Origin of the sequence: Metallibacterium scheffleri (genome assembly GCF_002077135.1) — a bacterium.
GTDB classification, from domain to species: domain Bacteria; phylum Pseudomonadota; class Gammaproteobacteria; order Xanthomonadales; family Rhodanobacteraceae; genus Metallibacterium; species Metallibacterium scheffleri.
This window is the reverse complement of record NZ_LDOS01000005.1, coordinates 75,611-95,087: the sequence shown is the minus strand read 5'-3', so window position 1 is coordinate 95,087 and position 19,477 is coordinate 75,611. Positions and strand designations below refer to the sequence as shown.

Annotated in this window: 17 protein-coding genes, 1 pseudogene and 1 CRISPR repeat array; of the genes and pseudogenes, 9 read left to right on the top strand and 9 right to left on the bottom strand. The window is 61.2% G+C overall.

Going from position 1 to position 19,477, the window contains the following annotated elements; genetic code table 11:
* Window positions 1–219 precede the first annotated feature (219 nt).
* The 9 genes and pseudogenes from Mschef_RS15730 to Mschef_RS18315 all read left to right on the top strand — a co-directional run bounded on the left by Mschef_RS15730 (window position 220) and on the right by Mschef_RS18315 (window position 8,526).
* The gene (locus Mschef_RS15730) at window positions 220–1,275 is read left to right on the top strand and encodes a hypothetical protein (RefSeq protein WP_081130176.1); all 1,056 of its coding nucleotides are present in this window, start codon (window positions 220–222) and stop codon (window positions 1,273–1,275) included.
* A gap of 139 nt (window positions 1,276–1,414) precedes the next feature.
* The gene (locus Mschef_RS15725; RefSeq protein WP_081130175.1) at window positions 1,415–2,236 is read left to right on the top strand and encodes a sulfotransferase family protein; all 822 of its coding nucleotides are present in this window, start codon (window positions 1,415–1,417) and stop codon (window positions 2,234–2,236) included.
* A gap of 117 nt (window positions 2,237–2,353) precedes the next feature.
* Window positions 2,354–2,827, top strand: a complete 474-nt coding sequence (locus tag Mschef_RS15720; RefSeq protein ID WP_136256438.1) for a nuclear transport factor 2 family protein — start codon at window positions 2,354–2,356, stop codon at window positions 2,825–2,827.
* A gap of 439 nt (window positions 2,828–3,266) precedes the next feature.
* A complete protein-coding gene (locus Mschef_RS15715) occupies window positions 3,267–3,563 on the top strand; it encodes a hypothetical protein (protein WP_081130173.1) in 297 nt (98 codons plus the stop codon).
* 495 nt (window positions 3,564–4,058) lie between these two features.
* The gene (locus tag Mschef_RS15710; protein WP_081130172.1) at window positions 4,059–5,045 is read left to right on the top strand and encodes an IS1595 family transposase; all 987 of its coding nucleotides are present in this window, start codon (window positions 4,059–4,061) and stop codon (window positions 5,043–5,045) included.
* Window positions 5,000–5,545 carry a hypothetical protein gene (locus tag Mschef_RS17380; protein ID WP_139789409.1) on the top strand — a complete coding sequence of 182 codons (546 nt, stop codon included), beginning with the start codon at window positions 5,000–5,002 and terminating at the stop codon, window positions 5,543–5,545. The genes Mschef_RS15710 and Mschef_RS17380 overlap by 46 nt, the downstream gene beginning before the upstream one ends.
* Before the next feature lie 294 nt (window positions 5,546–5,839).
* Window positions 5,840–6,464: pseudogene (locus tag Mschef_RS15705) on the top strand (IS1634 family transposase); the annotation flags it as partial.
* Window positions 6,465–6,604: 140 nt separating this feature from the next.
* Complete coding sequence (locus Mschef_RS15700; RefSeq protein WP_210772043.1) at window positions 6,605–8,335, top strand: IS1634 family transposase; 1,731 nt, start codon at window positions 6,605–6,607, stop codon at window positions 8,333–8,335.
* A gap of 65 nt (window positions 8,336–8,400) precedes the next feature.
* Window positions 8,401–8,526, top strand: a complete 126-nt coding sequence (locus tag Mschef_RS18315) for a hypothetical protein (RefSeq protein WP_277921497.1) — start codon at window positions 8,401–8,403, stop codon at window positions 8,524–8,526.
* Window positions 8,527–8,666: 140 nt separating this feature from the next.
* Here the strand turns inward: Mschef_RS18315 and Mschef_RS15695 are convergent, their stop codons facing one another.
* The 9 genes from Mschef_RS15695 to Mschef_RS15655 all read right to left on the bottom strand — a co-directional run bounded on the left by Mschef_RS15695 (window position 8,667) and on the right by Mschef_RS15655 (window position 19,460).
* Complete coding sequence (locus tag Mschef_RS15695) at window positions 8,667–9,824, bottom strand: TniQ family protein (RefSeq protein WP_277921496.1); 1,158 nt, start codon at window positions 9,822–9,824, stop codon at window positions 8,667–8,669.
* A gap of 7 nt (window positions 9,825–9,831) precedes the next feature.
* Entirely contained in the window at window positions 9,832–10,713 is an 882-nt protein-coding gene (locus Mschef_RS15690) for a TniB family NTP-binding protein (RefSeq protein ID WP_081130170.1), read from the bottom strand.
* A gap of 5 nt (window positions 10,714–10,718) precedes the next feature.
* Complete coding sequence (locus tag Mschef_RS15685; protein ID WP_081130169.1) at window positions 10,719–12,575, bottom strand: Mu transposase C-terminal domain-containing protein; 1,857 nt, start codon at window positions 12,573–12,575, stop codon at window positions 10,719–10,721.
* Window positions 12,572–13,336: a TnsA endonuclease N-terminal domain-containing protein gene (locus Mschef_RS15680; protein ID WP_081130168.1), complete on the bottom strand. Its 765-nt coding sequence runs from the start codon at window positions 13,334–13,336 to the stop codon at window positions 12,572–12,574. Before Mschef_RS15680 ends, Mschef_RS15685 begins: the two co-directional genes overlap by 4 nt.
* A gap of 41 nt (window positions 13,337–13,377) precedes the next feature.
* Window positions 13,378–14,211: a class I SAM-dependent methyltransferase gene (locus Mschef_RS15675; protein ID WP_242426572.1), complete on the bottom strand. Its 834-nt coding sequence runs from the start codon at window positions 14,209–14,211 to the stop codon at window positions 13,378–13,380.
* A 1-nt stretch (window position 14,212) separates the two neighbouring features.
* Window positions 14,213–14,644 (bottom strand): hypothetical protein, encoded by a 432-nt coding sequence (locus Mschef_RS15670; RefSeq protein WP_081130167.1) that lies wholly within the window; start codon window positions 14,642–14,644, stop codon window positions 14,213–14,215.
* A gap of 694 nt (window positions 14,645–15,338) precedes the next feature.
* Window positions 15,339–15,959, bottom strand: coding sequence for a hypothetical protein (locus tag Mschef_RS15665; RefSeq protein ID WP_136256446.1), 621 nt, complete (start codon window positions 15,957–15,959; stop codon window positions 15,339–15,341).
* On the bottom strand, window positions 15,956–16,357 hold the full coding sequence (locus tag Mschef_RS15660; protein WP_081130165.1) for a hypothetical protein: 402 nt from the start codon (window positions 16,355–16,357) through the stop codon (window positions 15,956–15,958). The genes Mschef_RS15665 and Mschef_RS15660 overlap by 4 nt, the downstream gene beginning before the upstream one ends.
* 335 nt (window positions 16,358–16,692) lie before the next feature.
* Window positions 16,693–17,450: direct repeats of the CRISPR family, unit length 37 nt; unit sequence GTCGCAGCTACGAGGCCGCCGCGATGGCCGATGAAAC.
* Between the two features lie 126 nt (window positions 17,451–17,576).
* Entirely contained in the window at window positions 17,577–19,460 is a 1,884-nt protein-coding gene (locus tag Mschef_RS15655) for a hypothetical protein (protein WP_081130164.1), read from the bottom strand.
* Window positions 19,461–19,477: the final 17 nt, after the last annotated feature.

Sequence of the window (19,477 nt, the reverse complement as noted above, 5' to 3'; positions counted from 1 at the left end):
CATTCAGCAATGTTCCGTTACAAGTGGCCTCGGGGTTTCGTCCGCGTTCAGGTGATTGATCGGGCTGTTGGGCTTGTCGTGATGTCAAGCCGTCGCAGTGCGCCGTCAGCGTGCGGCTGTGAGCAACACCTCAAGCCAAAGCCGCATCCGCACCTACACCCAAGACCAAGGACGTGAATCCCCCTTTCCTTTAACTTCTTTAACTTGATCGGAGGTCACATGAATCAGCGGAAACGTGTTCTCGCCTTAGCGATCGGCTTCGCCCTCATGGGCACCGGTGGCGCTGCCATCGCCCATGTCACCAGTTCCAGCACACTTTGCAGCCAGGGCAAGACCCATCAGTGGGTACCCAGCGGCAAGGGCTGGGGTGTGCAAGCTTGTCGCAAGCCGCAGGCCACATCGGCACTGGCGTCTTCGGCCGCCGTCCCGACCGGGAACGGCATCAACTACAACGGTGGCCCGGTCATGCTGGGTACCAAGGATGTCTATTTCATCTGGTACGGCAATTGGAGCGGCAACACCGCTTCGACCATCCTGACCAACCTCGCGCAGAACCTGGGCGGCTCGCCCTACTTCAACATCAACACGACCTACACGGATGGCAGCGGCAACCCCATCCAGAACGCCATCGCCTACTCCGGTTCGACCACCGACAATTACTCCTTCGGCACGCAACTGTCGGACGCGAACGTCGCCAGCGTCGTCAGCAATGCCATCTCCTCGGGCGCGCTGCCGAACGATCCCAACGGGGTCTACTTCGTGATGACGTCGCCTGACGTCAATGAAACCTCGGGCTTCTGCACGCAGTACTGCGGCTGGCACAACAACACCACGGTGGGCAGTTCCAACATCAAGTACGCCTTCGTGGGCGACCCGGCCACGCAGTGCGCCAGCTCTTGCGAACCGCAGCAGAACCAGACCACCAGTCCGAACCAGAACCCGGGTGCCGATGCGATGGCCAGCATCTTCTCGCATGAACTGGAGGAGGCGACGACCGATCCGGACGGCAACGCGTGGTACGACAGTCAGGGCATGGAGAACGCCGACAAGTGCGCGTGGCACTTCGGAGCATCGGCCGGCAATACCTATACGACGGCTGACGGCGCGACGGCAAACATGAACTTGGGCGGCCGCGACTATCTGATTCAACAAAATTGGGTGAATGCAGCGGGTGGTTATTGCGCCCTGTCCCTCAGCTCAAGCGCTCCGCCACCCAGCGGCGGCGGCTATGGCGGCTATGGCGGCTATGGTGGCTATGGTGGCTACGGCGGATGATGCAATGGCCGCCGCCAACGCACACGATTCTGTGATTTGAACCATCCTTAGCACCACTTCGCTCGGCGTCGCATCGGTCAGCAATCGACCGTGGCCCCCCGCGCCGAGCTTTCTCGAGAATGCCGCAAGCGAGGAATTCATGGAGCGCAAGATCCATTTCATCTCGGGTCTTCCAAGGTCGGGCTCGACGCTGCTTTCGGCCATTCTCCGGCAGAACCCATGCCTCTACGCCGGCATGACAGGGCCGGTTGCCGGACTGTTCAACACCTTGCAGACGGAGATGAGCGGCAAGAACGAGTTTTCCGTGTTCATCACGGACGCGCATCGCAAGGCCATGCTCAAGGGGCTGATCGAAAACTACTACGACATACAGACCCCTGCGCCCATCGTTTTCGATACCCACCGCCTGTGGTGCACCAAGATCGCTGTGTTGAATGAGCTGTTCCCGGATGCCGGGATCATCGCGTGCGTGCGCGAGGTGCCCTGGATCGTCGACAGCGTGGAACGCCTGGTCCGCAAGAACAAGTATCAACCCTCATCCATCTTCAACTACCAGGCGGGCGGCACCATCTACGCCCGCGTGGACCACCTGGCCGAAAAAGACGGCCTGGTCGGCTTCGCCTATCGCGCGCTCAAGGAAGCCTTCTTCGGCGAGCACACCCAGCGCCTGATGCTCCTGCAGTATGAAACGCTGGTGAGCGACCCTGTGCGCGCACTGCGCGCGGTGTACGATTTCATCGGCGAACCCCGTTTCGAGCATGACTTCGAGCACGTGGCATTCGATGATGGCGCATCCTTCGACCAGCGCGCGGGCACGCCAGGGCTGCATGACGTGCGCGCCAAGGTCAGCCCCACCACGCGCAAGACCATCCTGCCGCCGGATCTGTTCCGCCGATTCGCCAACGAATCGTTCTGGCGTCACCCTGAGGCGCAGCAGCACACCGATGTCCTGATCGTCTGAAAATCCTGGAGGCCTGTTATGGTGCATGCATCAAGCAAACAACCCGTAATCCTGCGGTTCCGCCGAGCCGAACGTCGACTTCATCGACCACGCGCGGGGGCGGCCCTGACGGGGCTGATGCTCGGCGTACTGGTTTGCACGGCTCCTACATTCGCGTCAGTCACTCAATCGCCGGGGCGAGTGGCCCTCCTTACCCGGCCTATGGCCGAGTTCTATCATCGCGAGCAGGCGCTCGCGCAAGCGCTGGAGGCGGGGCAATCCAAAGCCGCTGAGGGCATGCTGGCCCCCAACTTTGAAGTGCGTGCCGCTGCGGATCCCGGCAAGCCGATTCCGCGCGCGCAGTGGATCCAGTGGATGCTGCATGACAAGCCGATGGACGCGCGCATCGATGGCATGGCGGTTCACGATTACGGCACGGTGGCGGTCGTCAGTTTTCATCAGCACGATGTGCTGGGCGCTGCCCACGTCGCGAACGATCGGTTCATCGTCGATGTCTGGGTCAAACAGGCAAGCCACTGGTTGCTGAGCGTGCGGTATTCATCCGCAGGCGTGCCATCCCATCCGCCGCAGGGCGCAAACCGAAAAGGTTGAAGACTTGGCAGTGCCTCCGGGCCAGCTCGATGGCGCCGCTGATCAGCCGCCGCTTGGGTCCAACCCTTTGCGGTCGAGCGATTGCGCCGCAAGCACATCACTCTGGGTACTGCGGCTCCAGGGGCCGCGCCTGCCAGGCGCTCACCTCGGCCATGACCGCATCGGTGACGCCGACGGCGGCAAGGACATCAACAACCCGAAGGTGCCACTGACCTATGTACGTGCAAACGGCAAGGAGGCCTTCCCTGCGTAGCTGCTCCAACGCCAAATTCCCGCATCCGTACGGTCGCGATGCTTCGCCATGCGTATGCTGAGAATTTTGCTCGCGTGCAATCGTCGCTTCAACAGCATATTCCGGACACCAAAGAAGAACCGCCCCCGAATGGTCGGGGGCGGTTGTATCGACTCAACACCTTTGTGGAACGGCTCGAACTCGGGGGTGCTGCATCGCCACCTGCGCGCACGGTTGCGCGCCAGACAGCGCCCGGAGAGTCCCGAGCGCGTGCTGCAGCAGTTGCGCCGGATCCAGGCGCACCAGGTCACCGTGGACGGCACCCTGCATCACGCCACCAGCGCGATCAGTGCCGAGCACCGCGAGCTGTGCGAACAACTGGATCTGTCGCTGCCCGATGCGCAGGCGCTGCCGCCTCCACGCACGCGTCAGCGGCGGCGCCAACCTCCCTCCACACGTGTTGGCGCCGACGTCGATTTGAGCCACATGCCGATCGGCGACTGAGCCATCGCAAACGAGTTGCGCACGGCGCCAGGCTTGAATTTCTGCGCGTTCCAACCGGCTCACCGCAAACCCGGCGCGTGGCTCAAATCGGCGTCGGCGCACACATAGGACTTCCCCGACGCGGTGTAGTCCGCGGCTGACGCGCAGTGATCCATGCGCCGTCACGCTGATCCGCGCGCCGAGCGAGATACATCTGCCGCATATCCAATATGTTGTGCGCTAAAGGTTCGAAATTGCCGCACTGGTTGCGAAATCGTATACATCGAAAACTTGACGTGCATATTCGATGCGGTGTAGTTGACGCGCATAGCTTGGGTTGTATGGGATCTTAGAAAAACAAGGAAATGTCGAAGCAGGATCCTCAGCACGACATTGCTCGAGTGAACCGATCATCCATCATCCTCCCTGATTAGCGACGACGCTCAGCCGGCTGTCGCGTGATGTGAGACGTACCGAGCGCAACCTCTGGGTCATGTTGCGGGACGGAGAGCCGACATGGCCATGAACCAGGTGCAGTTCCAGGCGGGGTTGTCGATGGCGCAGTTCATCCAGCGGTATGGCACCGAAGCGAAGTGCTACCGGGCGCTGTACCGAGCGCGCTGGCCACAGGGGTTTCGCTGCCCGCAGTGCGAAAGTCGGCCGCGCTCGCGGTTTCGTCGCGCGGGCCGGGTGTATTACCAGTGTCGCGCCTGCCGGCACCAGACGACGCTGACCAGCGGGACCGTGTTCGAGGGCAGCAAGCTGCCGCTGACAACATGGTTCCTGGCCATGCACCTGTTGACCGGCAGCAAGACCAACATGTCCGCGCTGGAACTGAAGCGGCACCTTGGCGTGTGCTACGACACCGCCTGGAAGCTCAAACACAAGATCATGCAGACCATGACCGAGCGCGAAGAGCCACGCCAGCTCGCGGGCTTCGTGCAGATCGACGATGCCTACCTGGGTGGCGAACGCAACGGTGGAAAGCCGGGACGTGGCTCGGAGAACAAGCAGCCGTTCGTGGTGGCCGTGGCCACCGACGAGACTTTGGAGCATCCCACCTTCGCGGTCATCGAACCGGTGCGCAGCTTCGACAGCGCTTCGCTCACCGACTGGGGCCAGCGGCGCCTGGCACCTGATGCGGAGGTCTTCAGCGACGGCCTGGGCTGCTTCCGGCGCGTGGTTGAACTGAACCACGCGCACACCGTGTTGGAAACCGCGGGCGGGCGCGCCGCCACCGAGGTCAAGGGCGCGCGCTGGGTCAACGTCGTGCTCGGCAACGTCAAACGGGCGATCAGCGGCTGCTACGACCAACGGAAGTCCCCAAGGGACCACGCCATGCGACAGGCCAAGTACGCGCGGCGATATCTGGCCGAGGCCGCCTACCGTTTTAACCGCCGCTTTCGCCTCGCCGAGATGCTGCCGCGACTGGCGCGCGCCATGACGCTGTGCAAGCCTTGGCCAGAGCCGAAATTGCGCGCCGTCGACAATTTTCATGGCTGAGCGTCGTCGCTAATCAGGTATCCGATTGGGGTGTTGGAAACAACGAAGCAAATGTCTGGAACCTGCTAGATAATGCATGGGGAAAAAATGAAGCTTTATACTTTGCAATCCAAGAATCTGCAAATATGATGTTCCCAAGTAATAGTACTCCCATTAATGACCTCGCTGAGGCTCAGAGTTATGTCTACGACGCTGTTTCGTTATACTTTGGAGGGTGTCCAACCGAAGGTACTGTGGTAGCTGCCAATGGGTCCGTTGGCCAATTCTGCTTCTCCCATTGGGATACTAATAAACTTACTTTTAAAAGAGGCAGTGCTAGGGACGCAAGCGGCAATTTCCTTAGCATAAATGGCGATTTTTCAAATGGCTCTAATTATGTGACGCCTATGAATGGTGGCGGTTACTCTTTGATGCTCGGTCAAAGTACGGGAATTATCGCCTGTTGGGATTATAAGAGCGATGGCGTTCTTTGGTATACTACGTGTCCAAAAGCTCCGTGAGCCGAGATTTCTGGGCCCATGACGTTTCGTGTGGATGCAGTGAGCTCCGCGTCATCATCACCACCAATCTGACCTTTGCCGAACCTGATTAGCGTGCGATCCCAATGCTGGGTATCGAACTGTCAGTCATCGAGCCGCCGGCACGCAGAATCAGGTCACGGAGACCGCTTGGGTCAGCCTGACCGTGATCCGTTCTAACGGATCCACATCAATCACACGGAGCCTGACAATTGGCACGTCATGCTCGATTGATGTATCTATTGACATGGTTATATGCGCATGTAAAGTAACGGCATGTTCATCAAGGTCACCCGCTCCGGCCCCCGACGCTATGTCCAGCTCGTCGAGGCCTACCGCGATGACGACGGCCACCCCAGGCAACGTACCGTCGCCACCCTCGGGCGGTTGGATCAGATGGACACCCAGCTGGAATCGGTCATCGCCGGCCTGCTGCGCCTGAGTGGCCGTGCGCTACCCGCTGCATCCCCGCCGCCCATCACCTTCGAGTCCGCGCGCGCTCGGCGATACCTGGGCGCTGACCGAGTTGTGGAATGATTTGGGGTTCTCGCGCTTGCGCCGCGTGTTCGCGCGCACCCGTCACGCCATCGACGTCGAGGCGCTGCTGCGGGTGATGGTGTTCAATCGGCTCTGCGACCCGGATTCCAAGCTGGGCGTCCTGCGCTGGCTGGAGACGGTCAGTCTGCCGGGATTCTCCGTCGAGGCCATCGAGCACCAGCACCTGTTGCGCGCCATGGACGCGCTGGTCGAGCACCAGGACGCCGTCGAGGCGGTCCTCAGCACGCTGCTGCGGCCGTTGCTGGATCAGAATCTGGCGGTCGTGTTCTACGATCTGACGACGATCCGCAGCGAGGGCTTGTCGCAGCAGCTGGGCGAGGTGCCCCGAGTTCGTCAGTTTGGGGCCTGAAATGAGCGGTTTTTGGCGCGGCAACGACGGAGTTTCGCGGGTTTCCGGGGTGTTTTCTGGCAAAAGGCGTGTAGTGTCACGTCATTTATATAGTTGACATTGAATTGGCGATTGATGTCGTGTAATGTGCGCACATGTTCCTGCGCAGAACCCGTTCCGGTCCCCGCGAGTACCTGCAGCTCGCCGAGAGCTACCGCACGCCCGCCGGCGTCCGTCAGCGCGTGCTGTTCTCCTTCGGTCGCATCGATCAGCTGTCGGCGGAGCAGATCGAGACCCTGGTGCGCGGCTTGCAACGCGTGGGTGGCGAGGAGCGCACGGCGTTGCCGGCGCCGTCTCCACGCATCGCCTGTGCGCCCGCCCGCAGCCTGGGCGACACCTGGGTGCTGACCCAGCTGTGGAAATCCCTGGGCCTGGAGTCGGCCCTGCGGCGGGCGCTGGGCGCGCGCCGTGCTGTGCACGAGCCCTGGATCCGCACGATGGTGTTTCATCGGCTGTGTGATCCAGGCTCCAAGCTGGGCACCTTGCGCTGGCTGGAGACGGCGGTGATGCCGGGCATCGCCACCGAGCAGGCCAATCATCCGGCACTTCTGCGCGCGATGGATGCCCTCGACGAAGTGACCGACGCGCTGCAGACACAGGTGCTCAAAGCGCTGCGTCCGCTGCTGGATCAGGAGTTGTCGGTGGTGTTCTACGACCTGACGACGGTGCGGGCCGAGGGCGAGAGCGATCTGCCGGGCGATCTGCGCGCGGTCGGTCACTCCAAGGACCGGGATCTACCGGCGCGCCAGGTGGTCATTGGCGTGGTGCAGAGCGCCTGCGGGTTGCCGTTGCTGCATACCGTGCACAAGGGCAACGTATCGGAAGCCTCGACCCTGCTGGGCATGGTGCAGGCGCTGAAGGCGCGACTGGCCGTGAAGCGGGTCGTGATCGTGGCCGATCGGGGACTGATGAATCACGACCAGCTCGACCAGCTGGAGGCGCCGGAGCTGGCGGTGGACTACATCATGGCGGTGCCGGCGCGCCGTTATGGCGAATATGCCGGCCACGTCCAGGCCCTGGGTTTTGCCGAAGACACCACGGGGATCCGGGAGACCCGGGATCACGCCGGACGCCGCCTGATCGTGGCCCGGGATGCCGAGCGAGCACAGTCGATGCGCGAACACCGCGCGGCGGCGCTGGCGGAGATCGAGACGCTGGCGGCCGAGCGGGTCGGCACGCTCGAAGCGCAGGAGCGCGGGGAGCGCACCCGCGGCCGCGCGTTGAGCGACGGCGGGGTCTACCACCAGATCCGGAGCCTGATCGAGGACGCCGGGCTCGGGCGCATCGTCAAGACGCACATCGCCAACGGGCTGTTCTCCTACAGCCTCGACGAGGCGGCCATGGCCCGCGCCGAGGCGCTCGATGGCACCCTGATTCTGGTGACCCGGATCGACACCCTGGATGCGGCCGCCGTGGTCGAGCGCTACAAGGCGCTGGCCGACATCGAGCGCGGCTTCCGCGTGCTCAAGCAGGAGATCGAGATCGCGCCGATGTATCACCGCCTGCCGGAACGCATCCGCGCGCACGCGGCGATCTGCTTTCTGGCCCTGGTGCTGCATCGCCACCTGCGCGCACGGCTGCGCGCCAGACAGCGTCCGGAGAGTCCCGAGCGCGTGCTGCAGCAGTTGCGCCGGATCCAGGCGCACCAGGTCACCGTGGACGGCACCCTGCATCACGCCACCAGCGCGATCAGTGCCGAGCACCGCACGCTGTGCGAACAACTGGAGCTGTCACTGCCCGATGCGCAGGCGCTGCCGTCTCCACGCACGCGTCAGCGGCGGCGACAGCCTCCCTCCACACCACAACCCGCTGCCGCCGCCGTGTAGTGTCAAAATCAAATCGTCTCCACGCCACATCAACCACTTGCAGCACTGGACGACGAACTCGGGAGGTGCGCCACTTCGGCATGGCCAAGGAAGGATTGATCGCCCGTCAGTTCCTGCTGGGCGTGGTGCAGACCGCCGAGGGCATCCCCCTGTATCACCAGGTGTTCGATGGCAACACCGCCGAGGTGTGACGTGCTGGGCGCTTCAGGCGTCCTGCCGCCCGCAACACTCGCCCTTCCATGGGCGTCGTAGTAATCGCCGCCGCGGATGTGCGCGTGGGTGCGTGGCGGCGATGACGGCGTGCCATGGGCGTCGCGGACGATCGGAGTGGTCAGCAGGCGGGCTTCTCCGCCAAACCCCGTTCTTTCCCGTGCGATACGTACCAGGCGCCGAGCCAGCGAGCGACGTTATTGGTCGAACACGACATCCCATGTGCTGACAGATAACCCTTCACCGCCTGTCTTTCGGCCACAGAGGGGTGATAGCTGTGGTTGTTGAGATGCCATTTCATTTCAGATTCAAGCCAGTACGGGCACGGTCGCCTGTAGTCCATAAGTTCCGAGCGAGACAGGTGCGCGCGGTGGCAGTATTCACAGAACCGCCATGGCCAGTCGGCCATGACACGTACCAGCAGCTTCATCAGCACGTAACGGTCGTGTACGCGCAGGTTTTCAAAGCGCATCGCGCTCGTTGCGAAGGGCGTCGGGAACGCAAACTGCGATTCGTCATGCAATAGCAGAGTCCGAATATGCCGGGTCTTCGTGTTCGACGAAAGCACTCGCAGCAGGTGGTGCAAGCCATCAAAAAACGCGAGGCTGTAGATGGCGGTGTCGCCAGGCAGGACCGACCAGCGTGTCGTGATCGCCGCCGCCAGATCGCTCTGAAATCGGACGAACTCTGGCTCCGCCGCAGGCGCGACATGTTGCCGCAAATCCATCAGGCAGTGACTGCAACGCGTAATAAGGCAGGCATCACTGGTGAACCGTCGCGCGAAATCACCCTCGTGAAATGAGACCGGCGCGCCGCATGATGGACAGGCATCCAGCAGCAAGCGCCCGTGACGAGGACACGCCACCATGAAGGCAACTCGCCAGAATCGCCTGAAGTACGGAGCAGCATCCTCTCGTAAGCAATCCACACAGCATTGTTGCCCGTGCAAGTAGCGGCTGCGGTTCTTGACGCCAATGGGCATGATCCAACGCGCAACACCGTCGCGTACGTGCCGCTCGTAGAGGGCGCCTTCGTAGTTGGAAAGCGTGGTGGCAAGAAGGCAATCTTCCGAGAGACCTGTAGCCGCGGCAGACAGCTTGATTGTCTCTGGTCCTGCGAGACGGTCAGGATCCCGATACCAAGTGCCTCGGCTCATCTTGAGCCGGTTGCGGCAAAAGACGTGCAGCTTTTCACCGTTGCTCCAGGCAAGCCTGACTAGCCACGAGCTGAACAACTCGTCTTCCTGTGGCCGCGGACGTATCAGCAAAAGCTGTGTCACCACTAGCCTAGACCGGGTACCGAGTCCGCTTTGATGGTTCCACCCATCCGAGCGAAGCCAAAAAATCAAGCTTCAGCATATCCGGGGAAATGCACTCGTCGCCGCTGCGGATCGCATGGATGGCCAAGCGCCTCAAAACCTCCATCGATTCGCCGATGACACCTTCCGAGAGATCCAACAGTCGCTGCGCGAACTGGGGATCCGCTAGGCGCGAGGGCTTCGCCAGTGCGAACGTCTTTTCAACAGTCACCAGGAAGCGCGCGTACTCAGCGTCCAGCTTCCACTTCGGCAGGAATATCGGCTCGAAGCGATTAGCCAGCTGAGGATCGGATTGGATGGCGGCCAAAGCTTCCGGTGTACCGGCCGCGACGATCGGCATCTGTAGCTCATTGCCCATCAGGCGGATCGCATTGAGAAAACGTCGCTGTTTCACAGGCGTGCCCGCCACGGCGTTGTTGAACTCATCGAGAATGATCATGCGAGTCTCGAGATGCCGCAGGACCACTTTGAGCCTTGCGAACATGGAGTCGACCGGCTCGCGATTGGACGTGGTCATGAAAAGCCGCTCCAGCATCTTGCGGTACAGCCGCCCCTCATCGGGTTCAGCAGGGGTATCCAGCAACAGCACCGGCAACGTCGTGTGGTCGACATTGGGATCCTCAGGTGGTCCGTGCCGTCGCCCAAAGCTACGCAGCAGCATGGTCTTGCCGTTATTGGTCTCTCCGATGATTGCGAGGTTCGGCATCCGGTGCGTCCGTGGATAGCTCAGCAAGTTCTCCAGTTGCTCTCGGATGGCGCGCGCACGCGTATAGCCGATCCAAGTACGCTGCTGGATCGCGCGGATGCGTTCCTCATTTTGGCTTGGCGCGGCAACGTCGCTGGTCGTCATCTCACTCAAACCCGCTCGATTTCATCGAATGCGCTGATCTGATCGAGGTCGTATGGTGCATCCGCAACTCGCGGCGATTCGGCTGGCTCTGGAATGGTGATCGGCGCAGCTGCAGCATGATGACGTCGCCGCTCCTGCCCGAGACGTGCTTTGCGTGTCGATGTTTTCGCGGACTCCTCGATCTGCAGCATCTTTTCGAACGCAGCGAAAATCGTGTCCTCGTCCACGTCCTTCTTTCCTTGTTCTCTAAGGTGGCGCTGCACAGCGCGCAGCTCCCAAAGACTCATCGGGGGATGCTTCACGTCCCGATAGGGGATCCTGAAATAGCGCTTGAGCTCTGGGTCGTAGAAGAGCTGCGAGCTGATGTTACGTGGATCGCAGCGCACGATGAACTTGCGTTTCTTGCGAAGCTTGCCCGGCTCGCGCGCACCAATCCAGCGCTGCAGTACATCAGCGTAGTAGAAGATGTTGTCGATCTGGATCCCCTTGGTCTGCACAGTACGGCGTTCAAAGGGCAAGAGGTCTGTGCGCAGTTTCTCCGGGTCGCTGACGATCGGAAGCTGACCGATACCTGGAAGTGTCTTCGAACCCAGGATGCCTTCCTGGTAGCGCCTGAGCGGCGAGACATTGAGGATGGAGTGAACCCGTTGATGGTAAATACCCAGGATCAGGTTACCGAGCCATTGCTCGAACTCTTTGAGCGTCATGGCCGCGTGTGCTTCGGAGTTGTAGTTTTCCCTCTTGTCAGGTTTCGAGAACGTCGTGCCTGGCAACGCGTGGATCTCCGTCAACAACGTTCCCAGCAGTCGCTCGATGTGTCCGCCGTAGTTGGGCTTTTTGACCTTGCGGAACTTGAGATGGATCCCCCATTCCTGACAGGCGCTGCTCAGGGTCTCACCACGGAACTCCTTGGCGTTGTCAAGATGGATAAGTACTGGCAGACCTTGGCATGGCCAGGGGAACGCGAGATCCAACTCTGCCAGCCGTTGCTCCTTGGAAAGGATCGCATTTGCGATGCACATTCCAGTGCCCAGCGTCCCAGGGGGATCAAACGAGATGTACCAACCCGCCACGAGTCGGCTGAAGACATCGATGGCCACCGTGATCCATGGCCGGCCAATCGGTAATCGATGGATTTCGTCGACGAGGATGATGTCAACGGGCGTGTGGTCGATCTGCAATACGGCGTAGGGGTGGTCAGCGCCAGGGAAAGACCCGCGCTGAGCACGAAACTTCAGGGCAGCGTTTCTACCCTCGCGTGTGCGAGCCTTAACCTCAGGCGCGATCGCATGCACTCGTTGCGCAAAGGTGTTGGCGTGCGGGATGCGTACGCCAGCCTTCCGGCATAGCACGCTGACTTCCATGTACGTCCGCTTGAGCTTGAGTTTCTGGCTCTTCAAAAACCGCTCTTGCAATATTGTGCTGATGATCTCCTCTGCTCTCGGGTCGATCTTGGCTGATCCGGCATCACTCCGCCGCTTGCGCACGAGTGACGATACCAACCCAGACTCCCTGAAAGCCTTCATCCAGCGATACAGCGTCGGGACACTGACTTCGTGCGTCCGGGCTGCCGAGCGGATGGCTTCGACCTCACCGGGCGCCTCAAGCAGCGGGGCGATGATCTGATAATGCTCACAGGCGCGTTCCCATGCTTCGTCAGGCATTTCTCCGAGGTCTTCGCGCGTTGTTTCCTTGTCGTCAATCGAACTCGATGCGAGATCGGCAAGCTGCAGCGTGAGATCTGCACCCGTCGTGAGGTCACGCGCCAGTATGCTGTCTGAGGACTCGAAACGCTTGACGCAGTAAGCCTTGCCGCCTGAACTCACGATGGCACCTGGTCCGACGTTGGTGATCGCTTTCATGTTTCATTCCTCGCGACAACACCCTGCACCTCGAGTGGCCAGATGCCGGAAGCCATGGTGAGCGGCTGACTCAGATCGCATCCGATCAAACCGGTACAAACGTGAGCCCAGAGCCATGGCAGATACTGTGCTTGCTCGCCTTCTAACGAAGTGATGGCTCTCAGCAGTGCTTGAGGCGTACTGGCGCCGAGTTCAGCCAGCATCGTCCTGACACGACGTGGTACGGGGCCGTCGAGGGCCTGCTTGCTTGCGAAGTCGGATCTGCGAAACCGCTGCAGGAATCGCACGTTGTCCAAATAGACTGTGCGGATTTCCCGCTCCGTCAGTATCTTGAAGGCCATGCTGCGGTTGCGTGTCCATGCCACGGCTCCACGAAACAGCGGTCTCAGTTCAGTCCAGTCTCTTTTGAGTACGTCTCGGGGTTTCACCTCGACGAGCGTAGTCCGCAGAAGGGGGTCGCAGCGCAGGGCAGCGGCGCTGTAGCGGATAGCGACATCCGGTGTGTACCGATGTCTGCCACCATCATCTTCCCATCGAAGAGTGATGGGCTGGGAAGAGAAGGTCTCAACACGCGAATCAAAGTCAACGAGGAGCATGAAGTCATGCTCCAAGGATGACTCGGCATCTTGCGAGGCCGGAGATTTGCGCGTCGCAATCCTGCCCGTCACAGCATACCGGCTGGGACCGATGACGCGGGTGGATCCCTCGAAGAGAGTGCCCTTCTCAGGCAGCCAGCGCCGTAAAGTGGCCTTGCTTGGCATCGCTTTTTCCTTGTACGTATCACGTAGCGCTGTATCAAATATCACTTTTCGATGTTCCTGTCACATACGCCAGGCGCGACGCGGCAAGCAATGCGCTGCAGGGTCTGGCGCACTTTCTCGCGCCAGTAATCGTTCGGCGTCGGGCGAGCGCCCCCGATCTCGGCATAGATCGCACCAAGCGCGGCGTGACCACCAAGAGACTCAAGGGCGGCACGGGTCACCGCCGCCCACACGGAGCGCTCCCCGCCGGCGAGCAGAGCACGGTAGCGGCGCTTCAGGCAGGTAACGGCGTTCGCTTCACCGTACAGGGCGAAGCCGACCAGCGTCCCGCGCTGACCGCTTTTCGTGAATCGCGCGAAGCACAGGGGCAGCTTGATGCGCCCGAACAGGTTGCGCGGGATCATCTCCTGCTGGATCGACCACTGTTCCGCGAGCGCGTCTACGACCGAGGCCGTCTGGAACACGTAAGCCGGCAGGATGAAGGCACAGCGGCCGTCGACGGACAGAAGCGACCAAGCGCGACGCAGAAATGCTCGGACGATCTCCTGTTGGAACGGCGGGTTGCCCAAAATCAGTGTTGGCGAACATGACAGCGGGATCTCGAGAAAGTCGCCAACGAGGACTTCACGCCCGCTGCGCACCGCAGCGCGATGGGCAAGGACAGGATCGATCTCTACGCCGGTGACCGGCACGCTATCGGGTACGGCGCACAGGAAGGCGCCATCGCCGCAGCTGGGCTCGAGCACATGATCGGAGGCGGAGAGGTCGCTGAAGTAACGCGCGATCAGCTCCTCGGCCGCCCATGCCGGCGTCATCCACTGGCCAAGCGTCTTGCGTTGGCCGTCATTCGTGGCGAGCATGCCATCGGCGGCCATGTCAGCCCTCTCCATGGCCGGATGCGGCCTTCGCACGGCGTTTCTCCACGTGCTCCTGCGTGGTGTCGCACCGCGCATAGACCTTCGCCCGGAATGCGCTGTCGCGGGTGATGCCACCCACGCCAAGGCCGTAGCGCTTGCCGGTAATTCCGCATTGCGTGCATTGCATGCGATCGAACGGCAGACGATGGTGATCCACGGTCACGAGATTCTGCTTGGACCAAGCATGCGCGATGGGGCGCGCCGTGCTGTTGATGAGTTCGACACGCAGGAGTTCGCGCGCGCACTCGCCTGGGCGCAGCCCTGCGTTGAAGTTCCTGATCGTTTCGCGCGCCCATGACTCGTGGTCCACGACGTCCTTGGTGTACTCCTCGCTCCATCCGTGGTCAGCCGTTCCCGCATGGCGAACGTGAATCCGGAAGTGCTTGCTCATGGCTGCCTCTTGGTCTTGGTCGCTACGTTTGCGTGGCTGAACCACAACACGCGGTCATTGACAGAAAACGCCGATCGCATAAGGTCTCATGGCAAGTCATTGGCATAGATGAAGATAGCATTGCGAGAGACTTGTGCAAGCCATGGAGAAAGCTAGGCAAATGATCGATCATGCAGGCAAACAGGAGCTGAGGCGCTGCTTGGTCACAGCAGGAATTGACGATGCGATCATTGATCGATGGACGCCAGAGCAACAGGCAAGGATCGCTGCTATGCCCTATCAAGATAGGATCGCATGGCTGTTCAAGAAACGCGCCAATGGACTGATTCAATCAGGTGAACGACCACCGGAATGGGCCAAGATCTGCCAGTGCAATCAGTGCGGTCCAGTGTACCTTGCCGCGAGCTCACCGAGCCGTGTCGAAACCTGCCCGTGGTGCGCGAGAACACAGCGCGGCATGGACGTACCGCGACCGCCAACGTGCTGCGGAACGTGCCGGTTCCAGATCGAGAAACCAGCGACATCTGAGGCCGGTGTGCACGCTTGCGGCCGTGGGCACGCAGTGCTGTTCGCGTACCAGCCGAATGACTGCCGGGATTGGGCTGAAAAAAAACGCCGCCCGGGTAAGGGTGGCGTTGAAGGTTGATGTGTGCTTTAGCTTTACGTTACCGGCTCATCGGCTGCGGCAGCTGGCTTACCGCGAAGACCGCAGATCAATGCGGGATTCTCGGACCGGCGTGAGGAAGCGAACGACGGCGTTCGGGTAAGCATTGAGTGCTTGCTCACGCGCGTGCTCTTCGGACTCGGCTCGACAGCAGAACACCTCGAACAGATCCGGCGTTTCTGGATCGCTGTAAGTGACATCGAACGACTGCAGCTTGGCGTCCGGCCACTCGAAACCGGTGAGCGGCTTTTCGTCGTCGCCCAGGTCGCCGATTGCCTTGGCCAGCTGGTCCATCAGTTCGTGCACGCGGAAGTCGCGTGTACGCCATGCGCAGAGCGCCAAACGGGCCGCTTCGCGAATGCTGAGCACATCGGCGATCTCGAACGTCGGGACACGAATGTCCAGCGTGACACGAAGCTCATCAGCGCACGCAAACTCCGCTTTGCACGTCATGCAGCAAAAGCAGGAATCGCCAAAGTCGGCCTCGAAGTCGGGCACGCCAAGGTCAACGAACGACTTTGGCACAAGCTCGCCATCCTCGTTGTCGTCGACCACCCACTCGGATACCAGGGACATCACTTGGTAGCCTTGAACGTGAGCGATGAGCCGGCTGCCACATGACGGGCAGCGCACCTCGCGTGTGGTCTTCATGCAGTCGCCTCCTCGAGCCGGCGCACACGCCAGTATGCGAGGGATGCCTGATGGCCAGTGGCGATCAAGGATGCCTCGAATGAAGGGTCTTGGTCGGCCATGCGAACGATCTCTCGCACGACCAAGTTGCTGATGTCGCCATCCTCAAAGACGATGTTGTAGCTCCGCTCACTCAGCAGGGTGTCCGCACCGTGCGACTCGACCAAACCACCGAGAGAGTTCAGTTCACAATCGGACCGGACGCCGCAGCGGATCGTCTCGACGAAGAACCGGACGCGAGCGTTGACCGCGGCTCGTGGTCGGAGACTGGGTTTGCGCATCGCAGCGTCCAGGCGAGCCAGCCGGCGTGCGATCGGGAGGTTCCGGGCTGACGATGCCGGGAAAGACAAAGTATCCATGATGTGCTCCTGAAATCCCGGAATCGCTCCGGGTGGCGATGCAGGCGGAAGGCGCCTGGATTCGGGAGTAGGCCGCAGTAAGACGCGCAGCACCGCTTGCGGATGGGCTCTCTAAGGGCGAGCGCATGCGCAAACGGCCGCACAACGGCAAAAGAGACGCATGGCGTGCGCCGGGATGAAACGACACGGCGCGTGGCGCCCTGTAGATGTCACCCGGAATCGGTCGGGGATACCGGCGCTACAGCGCATTGGGAGGATATCACGTGGGCGTGACGGCTGCTCACGTCGGTGCGTTGAGACCAAAACTCACTGCAAAATATAACTCGAACTATAACGTCGCAATTACGAGGCCGCTGCAATGGCCGATGAAACTCCCAAGGAGCTGCGCAAGCGGCACCGGATTTTCAGTCGCAGCTACGAGGCCGCTGCAATGGCCGATGAAACCAATCACCCGCGCACGCACACGGCATGGACTAATGTCGCAGCTACGAGGCCGCCGCGATGGCCGATGAAACCTCCAATTGCCGCAATATAATCCGAACAACATAATGTCGCAGCTACGAGGCCGCCGCGATGGCCGATGAAACGCATCTGGCCGCCGTCGCAATATAATCATCTCTGGGTCGCAGCTACGAGGCCGCCGCGATGGCCGATGAAACTCGAAAGCCTCCGGCAGGCAGCGAAGAGGCTGGAAGGTCGCAGCTACGAGGCCGCCGCGATGGCCGATGAAACCCTTCAGCGACACCGAACCCATGTCCGCAACCGAGTCGCAGCTACGAGGCCGCCGCGATGGCCGATGAAACCGACACGTTCGATCACGCTTGCGCCGCCAGCCAACCGGTCGCAGCTACGAGGCCGCCGCGATGGCCGATGAAACAACTCTTGCGCCAGCCTCGCGCGCACGGCCTGCTCGGTCGCAGCTACGAGGCCGCCGCGATGGCCGATGAAACTCGGCGCTCGTGCAACCTACGATCATCGCGACATGGTCGCAGCTACGAGGCCGCCGCGATGGCCGATGAAACAAGCGCGGGAGAAATTAAATGAAAGCTGCACTGAGTCGCAGCTACGAGGCCGCCGCGATGGCCGATGAAACTCTACCACGTTAAGTGGTTGTCTACGCTCGTTCGTGGACATGGAATCCGCGAACCCAAAGCCAAGCAATGCTCGGGGCGAGACGTGCGCGCCAACACCGATCTGTTTTTCAAAGCTGATCAATGTGTTAAACATTGCGCGAACCTACGGCACTTACGCCGGCGGACAGGGTTCGCGCAAGCCTGCGTCCTTCAGCCATCTTGGCTTTCTTCTCGCGGGTCTTCTCCGCGTGCTCGCAGCGCTGCGCGATCACCGCAGCCCAGAAGTCAGTGACCGCTTCATCAAGGTTTTCGTGCGCGAACTGCCACGCTATCGCCGCACCGTTCTTCTTGCGATCCAACTCCGCGCCACACTCGACGCAGTGGAGCACTTGGCTGTTGGATTCGTCGGATTGCGACGCGCCACCGCAGATCCCGCAACGGGCTGCCGTCTCCGCACCGGACAGATCCAGTAGCGCCGTGCCGCTCTTCGCTGCAGCCCAACGAATCGATGACTCCAGTTCGTAGATCGCTGCAACGACGCGCCCCGATCTGGCCTTCTTCGCAAACTCGGTCTTCTCCCCCGTGATCTCGTTGACCTTGAGCGCAGCCGCTGCCAGATCGAGCGGCTCCAGAACGATTGCGCTGTACCGGCGCGCCAGATCAATCGCCACGCGCCTGTAGAAATCCTTGCGCAAATTGCGAGCGCGCCGCGCCATGTGCGCCGATGCCTGCCACGCCAGACGATCCTGCTTGCGCCAAGCCTCCAGTTCGTCATGCATCTGGTTGGTGGCGCGCAGCAGACCGCACAGGCGGTGCAGGCGACGCGGCGCCACGTGCTGTGCCGGTAGGCGCCGGATCGTGCTCAGTTCCTCGCTCAGGCGAGCGCGAAGCCACGGCTCGGATCCATGCATGAATTGCGAAGATTCACCGAGGCAGGCCACCGCATCGCCCCATGCGATGTTCTTGATCGTGGTCATGATCACATCGCGTGCCTCATCGCGCGCTGACTGAAATTCAGCTGCGCGCCTGATTCCATCCTCTACCTCGACCGGCAGTTGCAGTACGCGTGCGACACCTGGGTCCGCGCCATCGGTGATCCCGGCCACACGCCGACCACTTGCGTCGCCCGCCCAGCCAAAGTGAACGGCTACTAAGGGTTTGCGCCCCTCCATCATCGCAGGCTCAGTCGCAGGTCGCTTCACCATCAACTGCAGTGCCCACTTGAAGTCCTTGCCCACGCTCCGGCGCACCAAACGCGCCAGCCCGACCGTAGCGCCATCCGGTAACGGGCGGTGGTATTGCCACGTCCCGTTCGCATAGGTATCAGCCGACGCCGAGCCGAGCCTGAATGAAAAACTCCCGTACTTCCGACGGCCGCAACTCGAAACCATGCTCAATTCCGAATGATCGCCACTCAACAGCGCCGCCACCGGTACACCACCTGCTGCCGTGAATTGCAGCGTCAGGGTGTCCTGGATCTTCTCTTCACCACGCGCAAAGCGCGGTGCCTGGCCTCGCTGAAATGACGTCTTGAACGCCTGTAGCGCAGCATCCAGCACTTGATTCGCCGTTGCCCATCCAAGGCCGTCGCCCACCGCCTTGCAGCGCATCTGGTAGGTGTCGCATGTGGACTTCTTTCCGATGCGGCTCAGAAACAGCTCCTGAATCTCGGCGCGATGCGCCTTGCGTACAGCTTTAACCTGTTCGCCCAACTCAGCCCACAACGCGCGACGCTCTCCAGCGATCTGCTTCATGCGGTCTTCGTCGTTCGCGGCACGCGCCGCATCGAAGGCTTCGCTCAACCCGTCAATGCGTGCCTGTAGTGCCAATGCTTCGGAGCCAGCATGCTTCAGAACAAAACCGCGCATCTCGTCAACGATCCCTCGAATCACCGCAACGAGATCGTTATAGAGACGTCGCGCCTTCGCGATCTGATCGCCAACAGCAGGCAAACAGTCGCCATCGACGCGGGCGCCGTATTCATAAATCAGAACATCGCCCGTTGGCGGTAACGCTGGGGAAAGCTTCATAAGGGCCTCGACGAAAA

Excerpts from the sequence above, each read along its gene's own strand:
- Mschef_RS15730 (WP_081130176.1), top strand. The coding sequence starts at position 220 with ATGAATCAGCGGAAACGTGTTCTCGCCTTAGCGATCGGCTTCGCCCTC.
- Mschef_RS15725 (WP_081130175.1), top strand. The coding sequence starts at position 1,415 with ATGGAGCGCAAGATCCATTTCATCTCGGGTCTTCCAAGGTCGGGCTCG.
- Mschef_RS15720 (WP_136256438.1), top strand. The coding sequence starts at position 2,354 with ATGCTCGGCGTACTGGTTTGCACGGCTCCTACATTCGCGTCAGTCACT.
- Mschef_RS15710 (WP_081130172.1), top strand. The coding sequence starts at position 4,059 with ATGGCCATGAACCAGGTGCAGTTCCAGGCGGGGTTGTCGATGGCGCAG.
- Mschef_RS15700 (WP_210772043.1), top strand. The coding sequence starts at position 6,605 with ATGTTCCTGCGCAGAACCCGTTCCGGTCCCCGCGAGTACCTGCAGCTC.
- Mschef_RS15690 (WP_081130170.1), bottom strand. The coding sequence starts at position 10,713 with ATGACGACCAGCGACGTTGCCGCGCCAAGCCAAAATGAGGAACGCATC.
- Mschef_RS15685 (WP_081130169.1), bottom strand. The coding sequence starts at position 12,575 with ATGAAAGCGATCACCAACGTCGGACCAGGTGCCATCGTGAGTTCAGGC.
- Mschef_RS15680 (WP_081130168.1), bottom strand. The coding sequence starts at position 13,336 with ATGCCAAGCAAGGCCACTTTACGGCGCTGGCTGCCTGAGAAGGGCACT.
- Mschef_RS15675 (WP_242426572.1), bottom strand. The coding sequence starts at position 14,211 with ATGGCCGCCGATGGCATGCTCGCCACGAATGACGGCCAACGCAAGACG.
- Mschef_RS15670 (WP_081130167.1), bottom strand. The coding sequence starts at position 14,644 with ATGAGCAAGCACTTCCGGATTCACGTTCGCCATGCGGGAACGGCTGAC.
- Mschef_RS15665 (WP_136256446.1), bottom strand. The coding sequence starts at position 15,959 with ATGAAGACCACACGCGAGGTGCGCTGCCCGTCATGTGGCAGCCGGCTC.
- Mschef_RS15660 (WP_081130165.1), bottom strand. The coding sequence starts at position 16,357 with ATGGATACTTTGTCTTTCCCGGCATCGTCAGCCCGGAACCTCCCGATC.
- Mschef_RS15655 (WP_081130164.1), bottom strand. The coding sequence starts at position 19,460 with ATGAAGCTTTCCCCAGCGTTACCGCCAACGGGCGATGTTCTGATTTAT.